A 14,200-nucleotide genomic window follows, 5' to 3' on the forward strand; every position below is an offset into this window, starting at 1 on the left:
AAATCCCTTATTCATAGGATATACAGGGTGAAAGACAGAAAGAGAATACGAACTGGGAAACCGATAATTGCAGCCCGGATGCCCACTGTCTCTGAGCACCGTCCTTACAGGCAGTGAAAACAATGCATAATATATACAAGAACTGTCTTCAAGGAACTTTTGCACAGTGCATAATTTCCGGAAGTGCCCTTCACCTTATACATCCGATAAATAAGGGATTTGATGGAAAAAGGTGAATGCGGTGAAGGGGGTAAAAACAAAGTGAAATCCGGTATAAATAACCGGATTTCAATAACAAGGCAGTCGGTCGTAATAATAATATTTCAAGACAAGCAACCGACCCCTCTCCATAATAACAGCGTAACCAGTTAGTTCATGGATATATTAACCCATCAGCCAATTATTTATATTAACTTATAAATCTGATTTCCCGCCAGCAAAAACGCTCCCACACCGTATACCTCGGTCATATCACGTGTCACTTTTTTAGGATCAGCCCCGATAGGTTGTACATATCCCAACTTTCCATCCGTCTCAACAGCAGAGACCAAAGCTTTCCATCCTTTCTCCACGACAGGCAGATAGATATCCTTGTCGAGCAAGCCTTCATTTATCCCATAAGCCAGTGCATATACGATGAATCCGGTAGCACTGGTTTCCGGTGACGGGTAAGATGCCGGATCGAGCATACTGGCATGCCAGAAACCATCGAGACTCTGCAACTTCGCCGCACGTTCGGAAAGAGTAACGAACAGATCTTCATAAAATTTCCGGTTCTTGTCTTTCTTCGGAAAATCCTGAAGCATTTCCGCCAATCCTCCAAGTACCCAGCCGTTACCACGCCCCCAGAATACTTTCGCACCATTGGCCTCCTTTTGGGTAAGATAACGGGAATCGCGATAAAACAGGCGTTCGTCTTTATCAAACAGAAGATCATAAGTGGCCTTATACTCCTTATTCATGAATTTGATAAATCTCTTATCTCCTGTCAGCACATAAAGCTTCACATATACGGGAGGTGCCATATAAAGTGCATCGCACCAAGTCCAGCGCTCCAGCGTCTCGCGCTTTTTATAATCCAGTTCCATCGGCCCGTCGGAAGGATGGTTAACGACCCATTCTGCACGTGCCTGTGTAGGATACAACATATTCCTATCTTTATATTTACAATATAAATCGACAAAGACCTGCCCTACAGCTATGTCATCAGCGTGATACATCCGCTTATCGGGTTGCCAGCCATAACGCCGTCCCAACTTTACCAGCCAGTCATAATAAGAAGTGTCGCCGGACTCTTTTTCCGCCAGTTCGGCCCAATCGAGCATGCCCATATACAATGCGGCATTGGTCCAGTCGAGCGGTCCGTGTTTTACATCTTTCTGGTGTGCAATCTGCCAATCGGCCACTTTCTTCATTACCTCTTTTACTTCTGACTTTTGAAACGGCAACTGCCCCGACATCGATAACGAGACCAACAAGGAGACGATAGAAAGGAAAAATCTGTTCATAGTAGTATCATTTTAGTGTTTTCAGGACAAAGGTAAACCTTTCCGGTATTTATGCAGGAATTTTCGTATAAAAATTCCTGCACCGGCAGATTTATGCCATTACCTCTTCGCCTTTTAGTGTAGCCGAACTGGACTCGGTAATTTTCACATTTACAAAGTCACCGATTTTATGCGTCCCTCGGTCGAACACCACCACACGATTCTGCTCCGTACGCCCAAAGAGCTGCTCGCGCGAACGTTTGGAAACGCCCTCTACCAACACCTCGTAAGTCTTCCCGATGCAACGTGCATTCGATTCGGCCGACAAACGGTTCTGCAAAGCGATAATCTCGTTGAGGCGGCGTATTTTTACCTCTTCAGGCACATTGTCTTCAAGATGCTTGGAAGCATATGTGCCGGGACGTTCGGAATATTTAAACATAAAAGCGGCATCATAACCACAAATTTCCATCAGAGAAAGAGACTCCTGATGATCTTCTTCCGTCTCCGAATGGAAACCGGAGAAAATATCGGTAGTCAACCCACAATCTGGAATTATACGTTTGATGGCATCCACGCGTTCCAGATACCACTCACGATTATACTTACGGTTCATCAGTTTCAAGATACGCGAACTTCCGCTCTGTACCGGCAGATGAATATGTTTGCAAACATTAGGCATCTGTGCAATAACCTCCAGGGTTTCGTCACTCATATCCTTGGGATGCGAAGTCGTGAAACGGATTCTTATGCCCGGCGCCGCTTCGGCCACAATACGCAGGAGCATTGGAAAAGTAACCACTTCACCGTCCTGCTTTTCAAAACGATAAGAGTTTACATTTTGCCCTAAAAGGGTAATTTCCTTATAACCTTTTGTTACCAAATCCGCCACTTCATTGAGAATGCTTTCGACATCACGGCTACGCTCGCGGCCACGGGTATAAGGCACAATACAGTAGGTACAGAAATTATTGCAACCACGCATAATAGAAACGAAACCGGAAATATGATTCCCGCAAATACGCGAAGGAATCACATCACGATACGTCTCGGTAGTAGACAAATCTACATTAATGGCCTTCTCGCCGGCTTCCACCGAAGCCACCAGTTCAGGCAGAGTCAGATAGGCATCCGGTCCCACCACCAAATCGACATGATGATGCTCGATCAGATCGTCTTTCACACGTTCTGCCATGCAACCCAATACCCCAACAATCAGATTCTTCTTCTTTTTTTTCAATGAGTGGAAGAATTCCAGACGGTTCAAAATCTTCTGCTCCGCATTATCGCGGATAGAGCAAGTGTTCATAAACACCGCATCCGCTTCGTCCAATGATCCGGCCACGCCATATCCCGCCATCTGCATCACAGAAGCAATTACTTCACTGTCGGCCACGTTCATCTGGCAGCCATACGTTTCAATAAACAACTTTTTGTTGTCATCGGCAGTTGCGGATTTAAAGTCCGCTCCCGTTAACTCGTTCATAATTTTATAATTTAAATTTTCCTTGCAAAGATACAGCTTCACACCCAATAAGCAGCAATTTGAAACAAAAATAACGCTTTAAGTTAGTATCTGAAGCCTAAATCTTTAATTTACGTTAAAGAAACAAACATTTTTTCACCTACCGCTTGGAGCTTTCTATTTTATTTCACACTTTTGTGCAATGAAAGAAACATTAGATTTTTTCATAGTTAAGGTTTAGGTTAAAAAAATTAAGGGGAGCTGTGAAGTTGCCCTTTTTTCATGCTAAAATGTTAGCTCTAATCAGATTAAATAACTACCTTTGGCGAACTATAATCCTAAAAAACGGACAACAATCCAAAAAGACAATGGAAGATGTAATGCAATTTCTCTTGGTGGCAGGCATTCTTGCTTTTGGAATTTTCAGACAGTTCAATAAAGAAAAAAACAAAAAGTCTGAAAAAAGAAATTCCATGCCTGCTCCGGAATACGAATATGAACCCGAATTCGAAGAACCTGTAATTATTGAAAAAACTTACGAGCAAGTAACAGCCTCCCCGAAACCACCCGTTTTTCAAGAAGGCACAAGAAATACCTATGCTCCTCCGTCACCACCCAAAACAAACAAAAAAGCGGAAACTTGCAAAAATGATTTTTCCATTCGTTCGGCAGAAGAGGCAAGGCGTGCCATCATCTGGTCGGAAATACTTCGAAGAAAATATTAATATAGATATTCTAACACGAAAAATATACGATTTTTATGGCACTTAATTTTATCTCGGCAGCAGAAGCTGCAAGCCTGGTTAAACATGGCTACAACATCGGCCTGAGCGGGTTTACTCCTGCAGGAACGGCCAAAGCCGTTACGGCGGAAATTGCAAAAATAGCAGAAGCGGAACATGCAAAAGGAAACCCTTACCAGATAGGTATTTTTACAGGTGCTTCTACCGGCGATTCTTGCGACGGTGTGCTGTCACGCGCTAAAGCAATTCGTTATCGCGCTCCATACACCACCAATTCCGATTTCCGCAAGGCTGTGAACAATGGCGAAATAGCTTACAATGACATCCATTTGTCACAAATGGCACAAGAAGTTCGTTACGGCTTCATGGGGAAGGTAAATGTTGCCATCATCGAAGCCTGTGAAGTGACTCCGGACGGAAAAATTTATCTGACTGCTGCCGGTGGCATTGCTCCTACCGTTTGTCGTCTGGCAGATAAAATCATCGTGGAGCTGAACAGCGCCCACAGCAAAAACATGATGGGAATGCACGATGTATACGAACCGCTCGATCCCCCTTATCGCCGCGAAATACCGATCTATAAACCCAGTGACCGAATCGGTACACCTTATATACAAGTAGACCCGAAGAAGATTATCGGCGTAGTGGAAACAAACTGGCCGGACGAAGCCCGTTCTTTTGCCGAAGCAGACCCGTTGACAGATAAAATCGGTCAGAACGTAGCCGATTTCTTAGCTGCCGACATGAAGCGTGGCATCATTCCATCTACTTTCCTTCCGTTGCAATCGGGGGTAGGCAATATAGCCAATGCAGTATTGGGAGCCCTCGGACGTGACAAAACGATTCCGGCTTTCGAAATGTACACCGAAGTGATTCAGAATTCCGTTATCGGATTGATCCGCGACGGTCGTGTTAAATTTGGTAGCGCCTGCTCGCTGACCGTTACCAATGACTGCCTGCAAGGTATCTATGATGATATGGATTTCTTCCGGGACAAGCTGGTTCTCCGCCCTTCAGAAATATCCAACAGTCCGGAAGTCGTTCGCCGCTTGGGTATCATTTCCATTAATACAGCTATCGAAACCGATATCTACGGCAATGTCAACTCTACCCACATCGGTGGTACAAAGATGATGAACGGTATAGGCGGTTCGGGAGATTTCACCCGCAATGCTTATATATCCATTTTCACCTGTCCGTCTGTTGCCAAAGAAGGCAAGATCAGTGCCATTGTTCCGATGGTATCTCATCTCGACCATAGTGAGCACTCTGTGAATATCGTTATCACCGAACAAGGAGTAGCCGACCTGCGTGGCAAGAGCCCGAAAGAACGTGCGCAAGCTATTATTGAAAACTGTGCTCATCCGGACTACAAACAAATTCTTTGGGATTATCTCAAATTGGCAGGCAACAAGGCACAGACTCCTCATTGTATTCAAGCATCGTTGGGTATGCATGCCGAACTATCTAAAAGTGGTGACATGAGAAACATAAATTGGGCAGAGTACACTAAATAACAGCGCCCGTTCAATAACATCATTTAAGAAACAACGACATAAATTCAAAGTTATAACAAGACGAATTTATGCCGTTGTTTTATTTTATATACTCCCCCTTCCCAATACATCTTCAATAATTCTTATTAGCGAAGTGACATTATAGGGCTATTTAATAAAATATTTAATTAAATGCTTGCATTATTATAATTTTATTATTTTATTTGTTCCCACATTAGATACATTATTAGCTAATTAATGATTTTAGCCCCTTGTTTGCCAAGGGTAATCCGGAAAAGCACATAGACACGTGTCCGGCTACTACTCCTTATTAGGAATACAGACAATTCCCGATAACCAAGATAAATAGCAGAATCCAAATAGAAAAACCAGAGAATATGAAAAGCAACAATCGTAGAGAATTTCTGAAGAAATCAGCATTGGCAAGTGCTGCCGCCATTACGTTACCGTCATGGTTGTCTTCCTGCAACTCCAAAAGAGAAGAAACGCCAACTGATGAAATCCGGAGCAGACTCATTGTCCCCAAAAACAATGCATTAAAAATAACCGGCACTTTCCTGGACGAGATATCCCATGACATCCCCCACCAAAATTGGGGAGAAAAAGAATGGGATGCTGACTTCCGGCATATGAAAGCAATTGGTATAGACACCGTCATCATGATCCGATCAGGATATCGTAAATTTATCACCTATCCCTCCGAATATCTGATCGGGCAAGGGTGCTACAAACCTTCAGTCGATCTATTGGATATGTATCTGAGACTGGCAGATAAATATGGCATGAAATTTTATTTCGGCCTGTATGACTCCGGAAAATATTGGGACACGAACGACCTTACCTGGGAAATAGAACACAACAAACATGTAATCGATGAGGTATGGAAAAACTATGGAGAGAAATACAAAAGCTTTCAAGGATGGTATATCAGTACGGAAATCAGCCGAAAGACCAAAGGGGCAATCGGAACATTTCATGCATTAGGAAAACAATGCAAAGATATATCGAATGGATTACCTACATTCATATCTCCATGGATCGATGGGAAAAAAGCCGTGCAGGCATCCAGCTCGATACTGACCAAGAAAGAATATGTTTCGGTAAAGGAACATGAAGAAGAGTGGGATGAAATTTTTGCCGGAATCAGTGACGTAGTAGACGCCTGCGCCTTCCAAGACGGTCAGATAGACTATAATGAACTCGACGCTTTCTTTGAAGTCAACAAAAGGCTGGCCGATAAATACGGGCTGAAATGCTGGACCAATGCCGAATCTTTCGACCGGGATATGCCGATCAAATTCTTCCCGATCAAATTCGACAAGTTACGGCTCAAGCTCGAAGCCGCCCAAAGAGCCGGATACGATAAAGCCATCACATTCGAATTTTCTCATTTTATGAGTCCGCAATCAGCCTATCTTCAGGCAGGCCATCTGTACAACCGCTATAAAGAATATTTTGATATTAAATAATATACGGAAATGAACGAATCAAAAACAAATATAGGATATATCCTATTTCTATCGATTGTAGCCGCCTTGGGAGGTTTCCTATTCGGATACGATACAGCGGTTATTTCGGGAACCATTGCACAAGTATCCCAACAGTTCGGATTAACCACCCTGCAAGAAGGATGGTATGTCGGTTGTGCATTGGTAGGTTCCATCGGGGGAGTTGCCTGCGCAGGAGTCCTTAGTGATAAAGCCGGCCGAAAGAATACCATGATCCTCTCGGCTATCCTGTTTTCCGCCTCTGCCATAGGATGCGCCTTATCAGCATCTTTTAACGAGTTGGTTGTATACCGTATCATCGGAGGAGTCGGCATTGGGATCGTTTCCATTATCTCTCCGCTATATATATCCGAAGTATCGATTGCCCAGTATCGTGGACGATTGGTATCGCTATATCAATTAGCTATCACTGTCGGCTTTTTAGGTGCATACCTGGCCAATTACCAATTGATGTTGGGAGCAGAATCCGCCGCCCAGTCCGGTTATCCATGGATCGTTAAGATATTCTCAGATGAAATATGGAGAGGTATGTTAGGGCTCGAAACTGTTCCGGCATTACTCTTCTTCCTGATCATTTTCTTTATTCCCGAAAGTCCGCGCTGGCTGGTTCTTCGGAATAAGGACGTCGTAGCCGGTCGCATTCTGCAACGAATTTATGGCAGCAAGAATGAATCCGAAATACAGATAAATGCCATCCGTCAGGTCATCGGTAAAGAATCGAAATCAGAATGGGCCATGCTATTACAACCCGGCATACTCAAAGCTGTAATGATCGGAGTAGCCATCGCCATTTTAGGACAATTCATGGGAGTGAACGCAGTACTTTATTACGGACCGTCCATTTTCGAAAAAAGCGGTTTATCCAACGGCGATTCCCTTTTTTACCAGGTACTGGTAGGAACGGTTAATATGCTCACCACTATATTAGCTCTGGTAATCATTGATAAAGTAGGGCGAAAAAAGCTGGTATATTACGGTGTATCGGGCATGATACTCTCGCTGATACTCATCGCATTCTATTTTATCAAAGGGGCAGAATTAGGAATACCGAGTATTGCATTACTTGTCTTCTTCTTAAGTTATATTTTCTGTTGTGCCATATCGATATGCGCAGTCATCTGGGTGCTCCTTTCCGAAATGTATCCGATCAAAGTCCGGGGCCTAGCTATGTCCATTGCCGGCTTCTCACTCTGGATCGGAACATACCTTATCGGACAATTAACCCCTTGGATGTTGCAGACAATCACTCCGGCCGGTACTTTCCTGATTTTCGCAGGTATGTGCATCCCCTACATGCTGATTATATGGAAACTGGTTCCGGAAACAACCGGAAAAAGCCTTGAAGAAATCGAGAAGAATTGGATCAAGTAATCATCGGTCAACGGATGGAAGGTATATCGATAAATTATTGTTCACGTATGTATTCAAGCTCTGCGACAATAGGAAGATGATCGGACAACAGCGACTGAACAGCTTGAGTTCTTATCAGCCTCCACCCCTTTTTAGGACGGGCGTAGATGTAATCAAGCTTCACTTCCGGATTCCAGGCAGGAAAAGTCGGAGCCGAGTCAGTAGCGTCAAACCAATTACGGGTCATTATATTCTTTATGACCCCGGAGTTGGGTTCCGCATTAAAATCTCCACCGATAATCACAGGATAAGGGGAACTTTTAAAATGATCGGTAATGCATTCTGCCTGCAATTCACGAGTCTTTTCATCCGTTACATCCAAATGGGTGGCTGCAAAGCAGATGGTATCTTTTTTCCCTACTTCGAACAGAGCTTCAAGAAGGACACGGGGTTCAATCTCCGGACGAGGATTGGGTAAAGCTATTTTAGTAACGTTTATATAAGGATATTTGGAAAGTATTCCTATTCCATAATAACCATTACTGAAATGAATGGTTTTCCCGTAAAGACCGAACATATTGGTTTTTCCCGCCAATTCGGAAAGCATGTCTTTGCCGTTCTGATGGGGAGCAAGTGACCGCTGAGTATTTACATCTACCTCCTCAAGCGCCACAAAGTCAGGGTGAAAAGCTTTAATATGTTCAGCCAATTGATCGATAGTTGCAAGTTCTCCGAATCTCAAGTTATAAGTCATGACTTTAAGTCTTAATGTATCTTGAGCATTTAGGTCTAAAGTAAATAAGAGAATAAAAATAAGAAATAAGTTTTTCATGGTACAATCTGTTTAGGCAACAAATATATCATTTATATTTTTTTTCAGTGACAAATATTGCGGTTTATTAACAAGAAAGAAAATATGAGCGGATAAACAGGCAATCACACTTTATGACAACCGGCCATATTGAAGATTAATACAATTTTAAAACTGCCGAAAAGTAAAAGTTAAAAAGAAAGAGAGAGCAAACAAAATCCGTTAACCCACTTGACTGTAACCGAAATAAATGGTATATTTGAAATATACAAAAGCAGAGGATAACCACACATCAATTTTTTCATGAGTAAACTGTATAATATAAACTCCTTCATTTCCGGTGATATGAAAGCCTTTGAATCACTATATAAAGCTTATGCAGGAAAGGTTTTCAATTATATAAATTCTTTTATATATGATCCGGATTTGGCAAAAGACATTACCCAGAACACATTCCTTCAATTATGGGAAGTGCGGTCACAACTTGACCCGAACGGTAATATCGAAGGATACATATATTCCATTTCCCGGAATCTGCTGTTCCGCGAAATACGCCGTTTAAATATCCTTAGGAATTATACCGATCGAATAAAGGAAGAGATAAAAGAAGCAGAAGAACCACAAATAGAAGAAAATCTTTCACGTGACATGATAGAACAACAAATTCTCGCATTATTGGCAGAACTTCCGGAAGCACGCCGCAGGATATTCTTGATGAGATGGAGTAATGGATTGTCCAACAAGGAAATAGCACAGAAGTTATCTATTTCCGAGAAGACGGTCTCTACCCAAATACATCGTACCATCCATTTCTTAAAATCCAAAATAGGCCCTATATTTATGGTCTTTTTAATCATTACTTCAACTAAATTCTAAAATATTTCATTTTCTTGTAATCCTTTTATGGGTGCTGTGGATATATATTATAAATAACAACAGAAAATGAATATAGAACGCATAAAACATTTAGTCACCAATCTGCTCACAGGCTCTTCCTCTACATCGGAACGCACCGAACTTGCCAGGTGGATAAATTCGGAAGATGCCGAACAAACCAGCAGGGAAGCATGGAAAAATGCCTCTGAGAAGATTGACGCTTCTCTCGAAGACGAGATGTGGAATGAAATACGGTCGAAGATAGAAGAAGCAACGCCTCAACCGGCCCCAACACTTACTATCCGACACAGGTCTTATTCTATTTCGAGAATTGCCGCTTCAATTGCCGTTATTCTATGTTCAGCTTTTGCTTCCTATCTGCTATACGATCATTTCACAGGACACAAGGATAAGATAGAAAGCAATATCTATACTTTCGAAGTAGAACCGGGACAAAAAGGAAGCATGCGTCTGGCAGACGGTACCATAGTACACTTGAATTCCGCATCGAAAATATCATTTGCAGGTAATTACAATTCCGAAGAACGAGTAGTAACGCTCAATGGTGAAGCCTATTTCGAAGTCGCTAAAAATCCGGATAAAAGATTCGTCGTAACATGCAACGGAGTGGAGATAGAAGCCTTAGGCACTGAATTCAATGTGAAAGCATATCCGGCCGACAGTGTTATCACTACGACTCTTGCCAAAGGGAAAGTGAAAGTTTTCAATAATGAACAAAGCGTAACGCTGCTTCCCAACGGAGTTGCCACTTACCATATGAAACAACAGACCATCCAATCATCAACAGTAGATGACATATCGGTTGCCAACTATTGGAGAACAGGACAACTTGTTTTCGAAGCCGAACCCCTATCTTCCATCGCCCGGACGATGGAAAGAATGTATAATGTAAAAATCTGCATTGACGACACCAAATTAAAAAACATGAAATTCACGGGAACAATCCAGAACAACTCATTAAACAATGTCCTGTATATAATGAGCCTGAGTTACCCGCTTACATATACAATGACCGACTCTGTCATAACCGTATCATCTCATAAAAATAAAATAACAATTGTAGACCAGAAAAAATCAAATTAGAAACAACAAAAACCTATGAAGAACTATCATTTAAAGATGCTCATATCGTCATGTGTGCTTGGGCTGCTATTGACTATAGCCCACCCGGCAAACGCACAGCATTCGGTTAATATTACGAACAAGACGATCGCTCAGGCAATCAAAGTCATTGAAGGAAATACCGGTTACAAGTTCTTTTACGCAGAGAACCTACCGGATTTCAACAAGAAAGTAAATTTTAAAATAGACAACAAATCTATTGAAACGATTCTTACCAGTCTCCTCAAAGACACGGAGATTGCATATGTTATCAAAAGTCCGAAACAAATCATCCTGTCGAAAAAAACATCTCAAATATCCGATCCGAAAGCGACATCCGGAACTTTTACAATCAGAGGACAAGTGAAAGGAAGTGACGGAGAACCGTTGATAGGCGCCTCTATCATATCGACCAACAACATAGGAACCATTACAGACTTAGACGGTAACTATGAATTGCAACTAACCCAACCCACCACATTGACGTATACGTATATAGGCTATACGCCGATAAAGGTAAAGGTCAGCAAATCCGAAACAAAGAATATAACCTTGGAAAGTTCCGATGTCATTCTTGACGATGTAGTAGTAGTGGGTTACGGTACACAAAAAAAAATAAACCTTACAGGATCCGTACAGAGCATAAATAGTGAAGACATCCTCAGACGTAATGTATCCACCGGTTCCGCCGCTCTACAAGGTGTTATTCCGGGACTTACCGCGATTCAGTCGTCCGGACAGCCGGGAGCAGACAATGCCTCTATCAAGATCAGAGGATTAGGATCTCTCAATTCGGCAACCTCTCCATTGGTATTAATCGATGGAGTGGAGGGGGACATGAACCGTATCGACTTAAACTCTGTAGAATCGATCACAGTACTAAAGGATGCAGCTTCTGCCTCTATCTATGGTTCACGAGCTTCAAACGGAGTGATACTTATTACTACCAAACGAGGCTCTGAGGGAAAAGTGAAACTGACATTCAACGGTTATGCCGGATTCAATACACCAACAACCCTGCCTACTCCTACAAGTGCCATAGAATATATGCAGGCAGTAGACGTGGCACGTGCCAACGCAGACCAAGCTCCGTTATACACCCAAACCATCGACATATACCAAAACGGCGGAGTAGATAATATCAATTATTACGACACAGACTGGCGTAACGAGGTGATTAAAGAATCAGCATTGATTCAGAACTACTCGCTCAGCATCAGTGGAGGAAATGATATAACCAAACTTTTCGCCACAGCCGGTTACTATGCACAGGACGGATTGATTGATAATAACAAATTTACACGGACCTCCTTACGTGTCAACACCGATACAAAAGTAAACAAGTGGATGAAGCTCGGAGTAGACATAGGAATACGGCAGTCAACGGCAAAATCACCAGTAATGGATACTGCCGCCAACATTATCGGTAAAGCATTGACAATGACCCCTATCATGTCCGGTATCAACGCCGATGGCACATGGGGATACGGCATTAACGGTACTAATCCCATCGCTATGGTACGGAACGGATGTGTAACGAACAGCACCGCCCCCGAATATACGGCAAGAACCACTCTATCCATCGATCCTTTCGACGGATTCAACATCTTCGGAGCCTATACATGGAAACGTGCAGATGGCGAAACCAACGCTTTTGTAAAACCTTACCAAGTATATGAAAATGGTGTATCCAAAGGAGAATTCCCGACTACCGGTTCATCCAAATCGGAGCAAAGAACAAAAACCGTTACCAAACAGTACAACCTGCAAGGTACTTATGAGAAAAATTTCCATAAGAACTACCTAAAAGCATTAGTCGGATTTCAAAGTGAAGAATTAAATTACAGCTATCTGTTGGCCGGTCGTAAGAATTATTATTATGACGGATACGAAGAACTGGTAAACGGAGATATCAGCACAGCCTCCAATTCAAGCTCCAAATATGCATGGGCCATGTTATCGTATTTCTTTAGAATAAACTATGCCTATGACGACCGATATTTACTGGAAGTCAACGGCCGGTATGACGGTACTTCAAGATTCAAGAAAGGACATCGTTGGGGGTTCTTCCCTTCGGTATCTGCCGGATGGAGAATATCCGAAGAAAACTTTTTTGAATCGGCAAAGAGCGTAGTAAGCAATCTGAAAATAAGAGCCTCTTATGGCGAACTGGGCAACCAGGCTATCAGTGGTTATTATCCTTACGCTTCCTCCATAGGCAGTGCAACGAGCTACGGATACTGGTTCGACAAAGAGTTGGCGTCAGGTGTTGCACAAATACAGTTGGCGAACGAAGCCATCACTTGGGAAAAGTCGAAACAAATTAATGCAGGTCTCGATCTCGGCCTGTTTAATAACCGTTTCAACGCAACTTTCGATTATTACATAAAAGACATCACCGACATGCTTCAACAGTTTCCTGTTCCATTATTCGTCGGTATGACCGCTCCATGGGAGAATGCCGGTTCGATGCGCAACAAGGGCTGGGAGCTCTCATTAACCTGGCAAGACCGGGTGGGCAACTTAAACTATTACATCAAAGGAAATCTTTCCGATGTAAAAAATGAAGTAACCGATTTATATGGAAAAGAATATGTAGGTACTACAACGATTACCCAAGAAGGCGAACAATACAACTCATGGTACGGATATGTGGCCGACGGTTATTTTCAAAGCCGGGAAGAAATCAACAATTCTCCCGTATACGGTGGTAATCCCGACAATGTAAAACCGGGATATATAAAATATAAAGATATCAGTGGCCCGGAAGGAGTACCCGATGGAAAGATAGACAGTTACGACCGTACAATACTCGGAAACCCCACTCCCCGATATGAATTCGGACTGACATTGGGTGGTGACTGGAAAGGACTCGATTTTTCCTTGTTCTTCCAAGGAGTAGGTAAAAGAGACGTATATTATTCCGGTGCCGGCGCACGTGCTTTATCGGGCAATTATACGATTTACAAATACCAGTTAGATTACTGGACCGAAGACAATCCAAACGCCAAATTCCCGATATTGCTCGAAGATCCCAACGGGACAAATCCCAATAATATGATATCGAGTTTCTGGGTAAAAAGCGGGGCTTATTGCCGTTTGAAAAACATAGTGATAGGATACACATTGCCACAAAGATGGACACAGAAAGCCACCCTATCCAAAGTTAGAATCTATGCAAGCGCACAAAACCTGTTTACGGTAAAGAATAACTTCTACGAAGGTTTCGACCCGGAAAACAGCATCGGATCAGGTGCAAGCTGCTATCCGCTAAACAAGACATTTATATTCGGACTCAATGTAGAATTTTAATTCACCAGA

The 14,200-nt window shown here is 42.6% G+C and carries 10 protein-coding genes; 7 read left to right on the forward strand and 3 right to left on the reverse strand.

The features are described 5' to 3' along the window. Positions 1 to 404: 404 nt before the first annotated feature. A complete protein-coding gene (locus HMPREF1532_RS08950; RefSeq protein WP_005927962.1) occupies positions 405 to 1,508 on the reverse strand; it encodes a glycoside hydrolase family 88/105 protein in 1,104 nt (367 codons plus the stop codon). Positions 1,509 to 1,599: 91 nt separating this feature from the next. Further along, positions 1,600 to 2,973 (reverse strand): tRNA (N6-isopentenyl adenosine(37)-C2)-methylthiotransferase MiaB, encoded by a 1,374-nt coding sequence (miaB, locus tag HMPREF1532_RS08955; protein WP_005927965.1) that lies wholly within the window; start codon positions 2,971 to 2,973, stop codon positions 1,600 to 1,602. 347 nt (positions 2,974 to 3,320) lie between these two features. Here miaB and HMPREF1532_RS08960 point away from each other — a divergent pair, with 347 nt between their 5' ends. From HMPREF1532_RS08960 to HMPREF1532_RS08975, 4 genes are all read left to right on the forward strand, one after another. After that, the gene (locus HMPREF1532_RS08960) at positions 3,321 to 3,677 is read left to right on the forward strand and encodes a hypothetical protein (RefSeq protein ID WP_244266416.1); all 357 of its coding nucleotides are present in this window, start codon (positions 3,321 to 3,323) and stop codon (positions 3,675 to 3,677) included. Between the two features lie 35 nt (positions 3,678 to 3,712). Beyond that, on the forward strand, positions 3,713 to 5,212 hold the full coding sequence (locus HMPREF1532_RS08965) for a butyryl-CoA:acetate CoA transferase (protein ID WP_005927971.1): 1,500 nt from the start codon (positions 3,713 to 3,715) through the stop codon (positions 5,210 to 5,212). A 377-nt stretch (positions 5,213 to 5,589) separates the two neighbouring features. Beyond that, on the forward strand, positions 5,590 to 6,681 hold the full coding sequence (locus HMPREF1532_RS08970; protein ID WP_005927974.1) for a DUF4434 domain-containing protein: 1,092 nt from the start codon (positions 5,590 to 5,592) through the stop codon (positions 6,679 to 6,681). 9 nt (positions 6,682 to 6,690) lie between these two features. After that, positions 6,691 to 8,091, forward strand: a complete 1,401-nt coding sequence (locus tag HMPREF1532_RS08975) for a sugar porter family MFS transporter (protein WP_005927977.1) — start codon at positions 6,691 to 6,693, stop codon at positions 8,089 to 8,091. A gap of 34 nt (positions 8,092 to 8,125) precedes the next feature. Here HMPREF1532_RS08975 and HMPREF1532_RS08980 read toward each other — a convergent pair whose 3' ends face one another. Then, complete coding sequence (locus tag HMPREF1532_RS08980) at positions 8,126 to 8,902, reverse strand: endonuclease/exonuclease/phosphatase family protein (RefSeq protein ID WP_005927981.1); 777 nt, start codon at positions 8,900 to 8,902, stop codon at positions 8,126 to 8,128. A 282-nt stretch (positions 8,903 to 9,184) separates the two neighbouring features. On the opposite strand from HMPREF1532_RS08980, the gene HMPREF1532_RS08985 reads away from it, so the two are divergent. The 3 genes from HMPREF1532_RS08985 (at position 9,185) to HMPREF1532_RS08995 (ending at position 14,191) form a co-directional block, all read left to right on the forward strand. Next, positions 9,185 to 9,757, forward strand: a complete 573-nt coding sequence (locus tag HMPREF1532_RS08985) for an RNA polymerase sigma factor (RefSeq protein ID WP_005927984.1) — start codon at positions 9,185 to 9,187, stop codon at positions 9,755 to 9,757. Positions 9,758 to 9,823: 66 nt separating this feature from the next. Continuing rightward, complete coding sequence (locus HMPREF1532_RS08990) at positions 9,824 to 10,861, forward strand: FecR family protein (RefSeq protein WP_005927987.1); 1,038 nt, start codon at positions 9,824 to 9,826, stop codon at positions 10,859 to 10,861. Between the two features lie 15 nt (positions 10,862 to 10,876). Next, positions 10,877 to 14,191, forward strand: a complete 3,315-nt coding sequence (locus tag HMPREF1532_RS08995; RefSeq protein WP_005927989.1) for a TonB-dependent receptor — start codon at positions 10,877 to 10,879, stop codon at positions 14,189 to 14,191. The last annotated feature ends 9 nt before the right edge of the window (positions 14,192 to 14,200 follow it).

Origin of the sequence: Bacteroides salyersiae WAL 10018 = DSM 18765 = JCM 12988 (assembly GCF_000381365.1) — a bacterium.
Classification (GTDB): Bacteria; Bacteroidota; Bacteroidia; order Bacteroidales; family Bacteroidaceae; genus Bacteroides; species Bacteroides salyersiae.

Bases quoted from the DNA above. Each gene is read 5' to 3' on its own strand.
- HMPREF1532_RS08980 (WP_005927981.1), bottom strand. From the start codon at position 8,902: ATGAAAAACTTATTTCTTATTTTTATTCTCTTATTTACTTTAGACCTA.
- HMPREF1532_RS08990 (WP_005927987.1), top strand. From the start codon at position 9,824: ATGAATATAGAACGCATAAAACATTTAGTCACCAATCTGCTCACAGGC.
- HMPREF1532_RS08975 (WP_005927977.1), top strand. From the start codon at position 6,691: ATGAACGAATCAAAAACAAATATAGGATATATCCTATTTCTATCGATT.
- miaB (WP_005927965.1), bottom strand. From the start codon at position 2,973: ATGAACGAGTTAACGGGAGCGGACTTTAAATCCGCAACTGCCGATGAC.
- HMPREF1532_RS08970 (WP_005927974.1), top strand. From the start codon at position 5,590: ATGAAAAGCAACAATCGTAGAGAATTTCTGAAGAAATCAGCATTGGCA.
- HMPREF1532_RS08985 (WP_005927984.1), top strand. From the start codon at position 9,185: ATGAGTAAACTGTATAATATAAACTCCTTCATTTCCGGTGATATGAAA.
- HMPREF1532_RS08965 (WP_005927971.1), top strand. From the start codon at position 3,713: ATGGCACTTAATTTTATCTCGGCAGCAGAAGCTGCAAGCCTGGTTAAA.
- HMPREF1532_RS08995 (WP_005927989.1), top strand. From the start codon at position 10,877: ATGAAGAACTATCATTTAAAGATGCTCATATCGTCATGTGTGCTTGGG.
- HMPREF1532_RS08960 (WP_244266416.1), top strand. From the start codon at position 3,321: ATGGAAGATGTAATGCAATTTCTCTTGGTGGCAGGCATTCTTGCTTTT.
- HMPREF1532_RS08950 (WP_005927962.1), bottom strand. From the start codon at position 1,508: ATGAACAGATTTTTCCTTTCTATCGTCTCCTTGTTGGTCTCGTTATCG.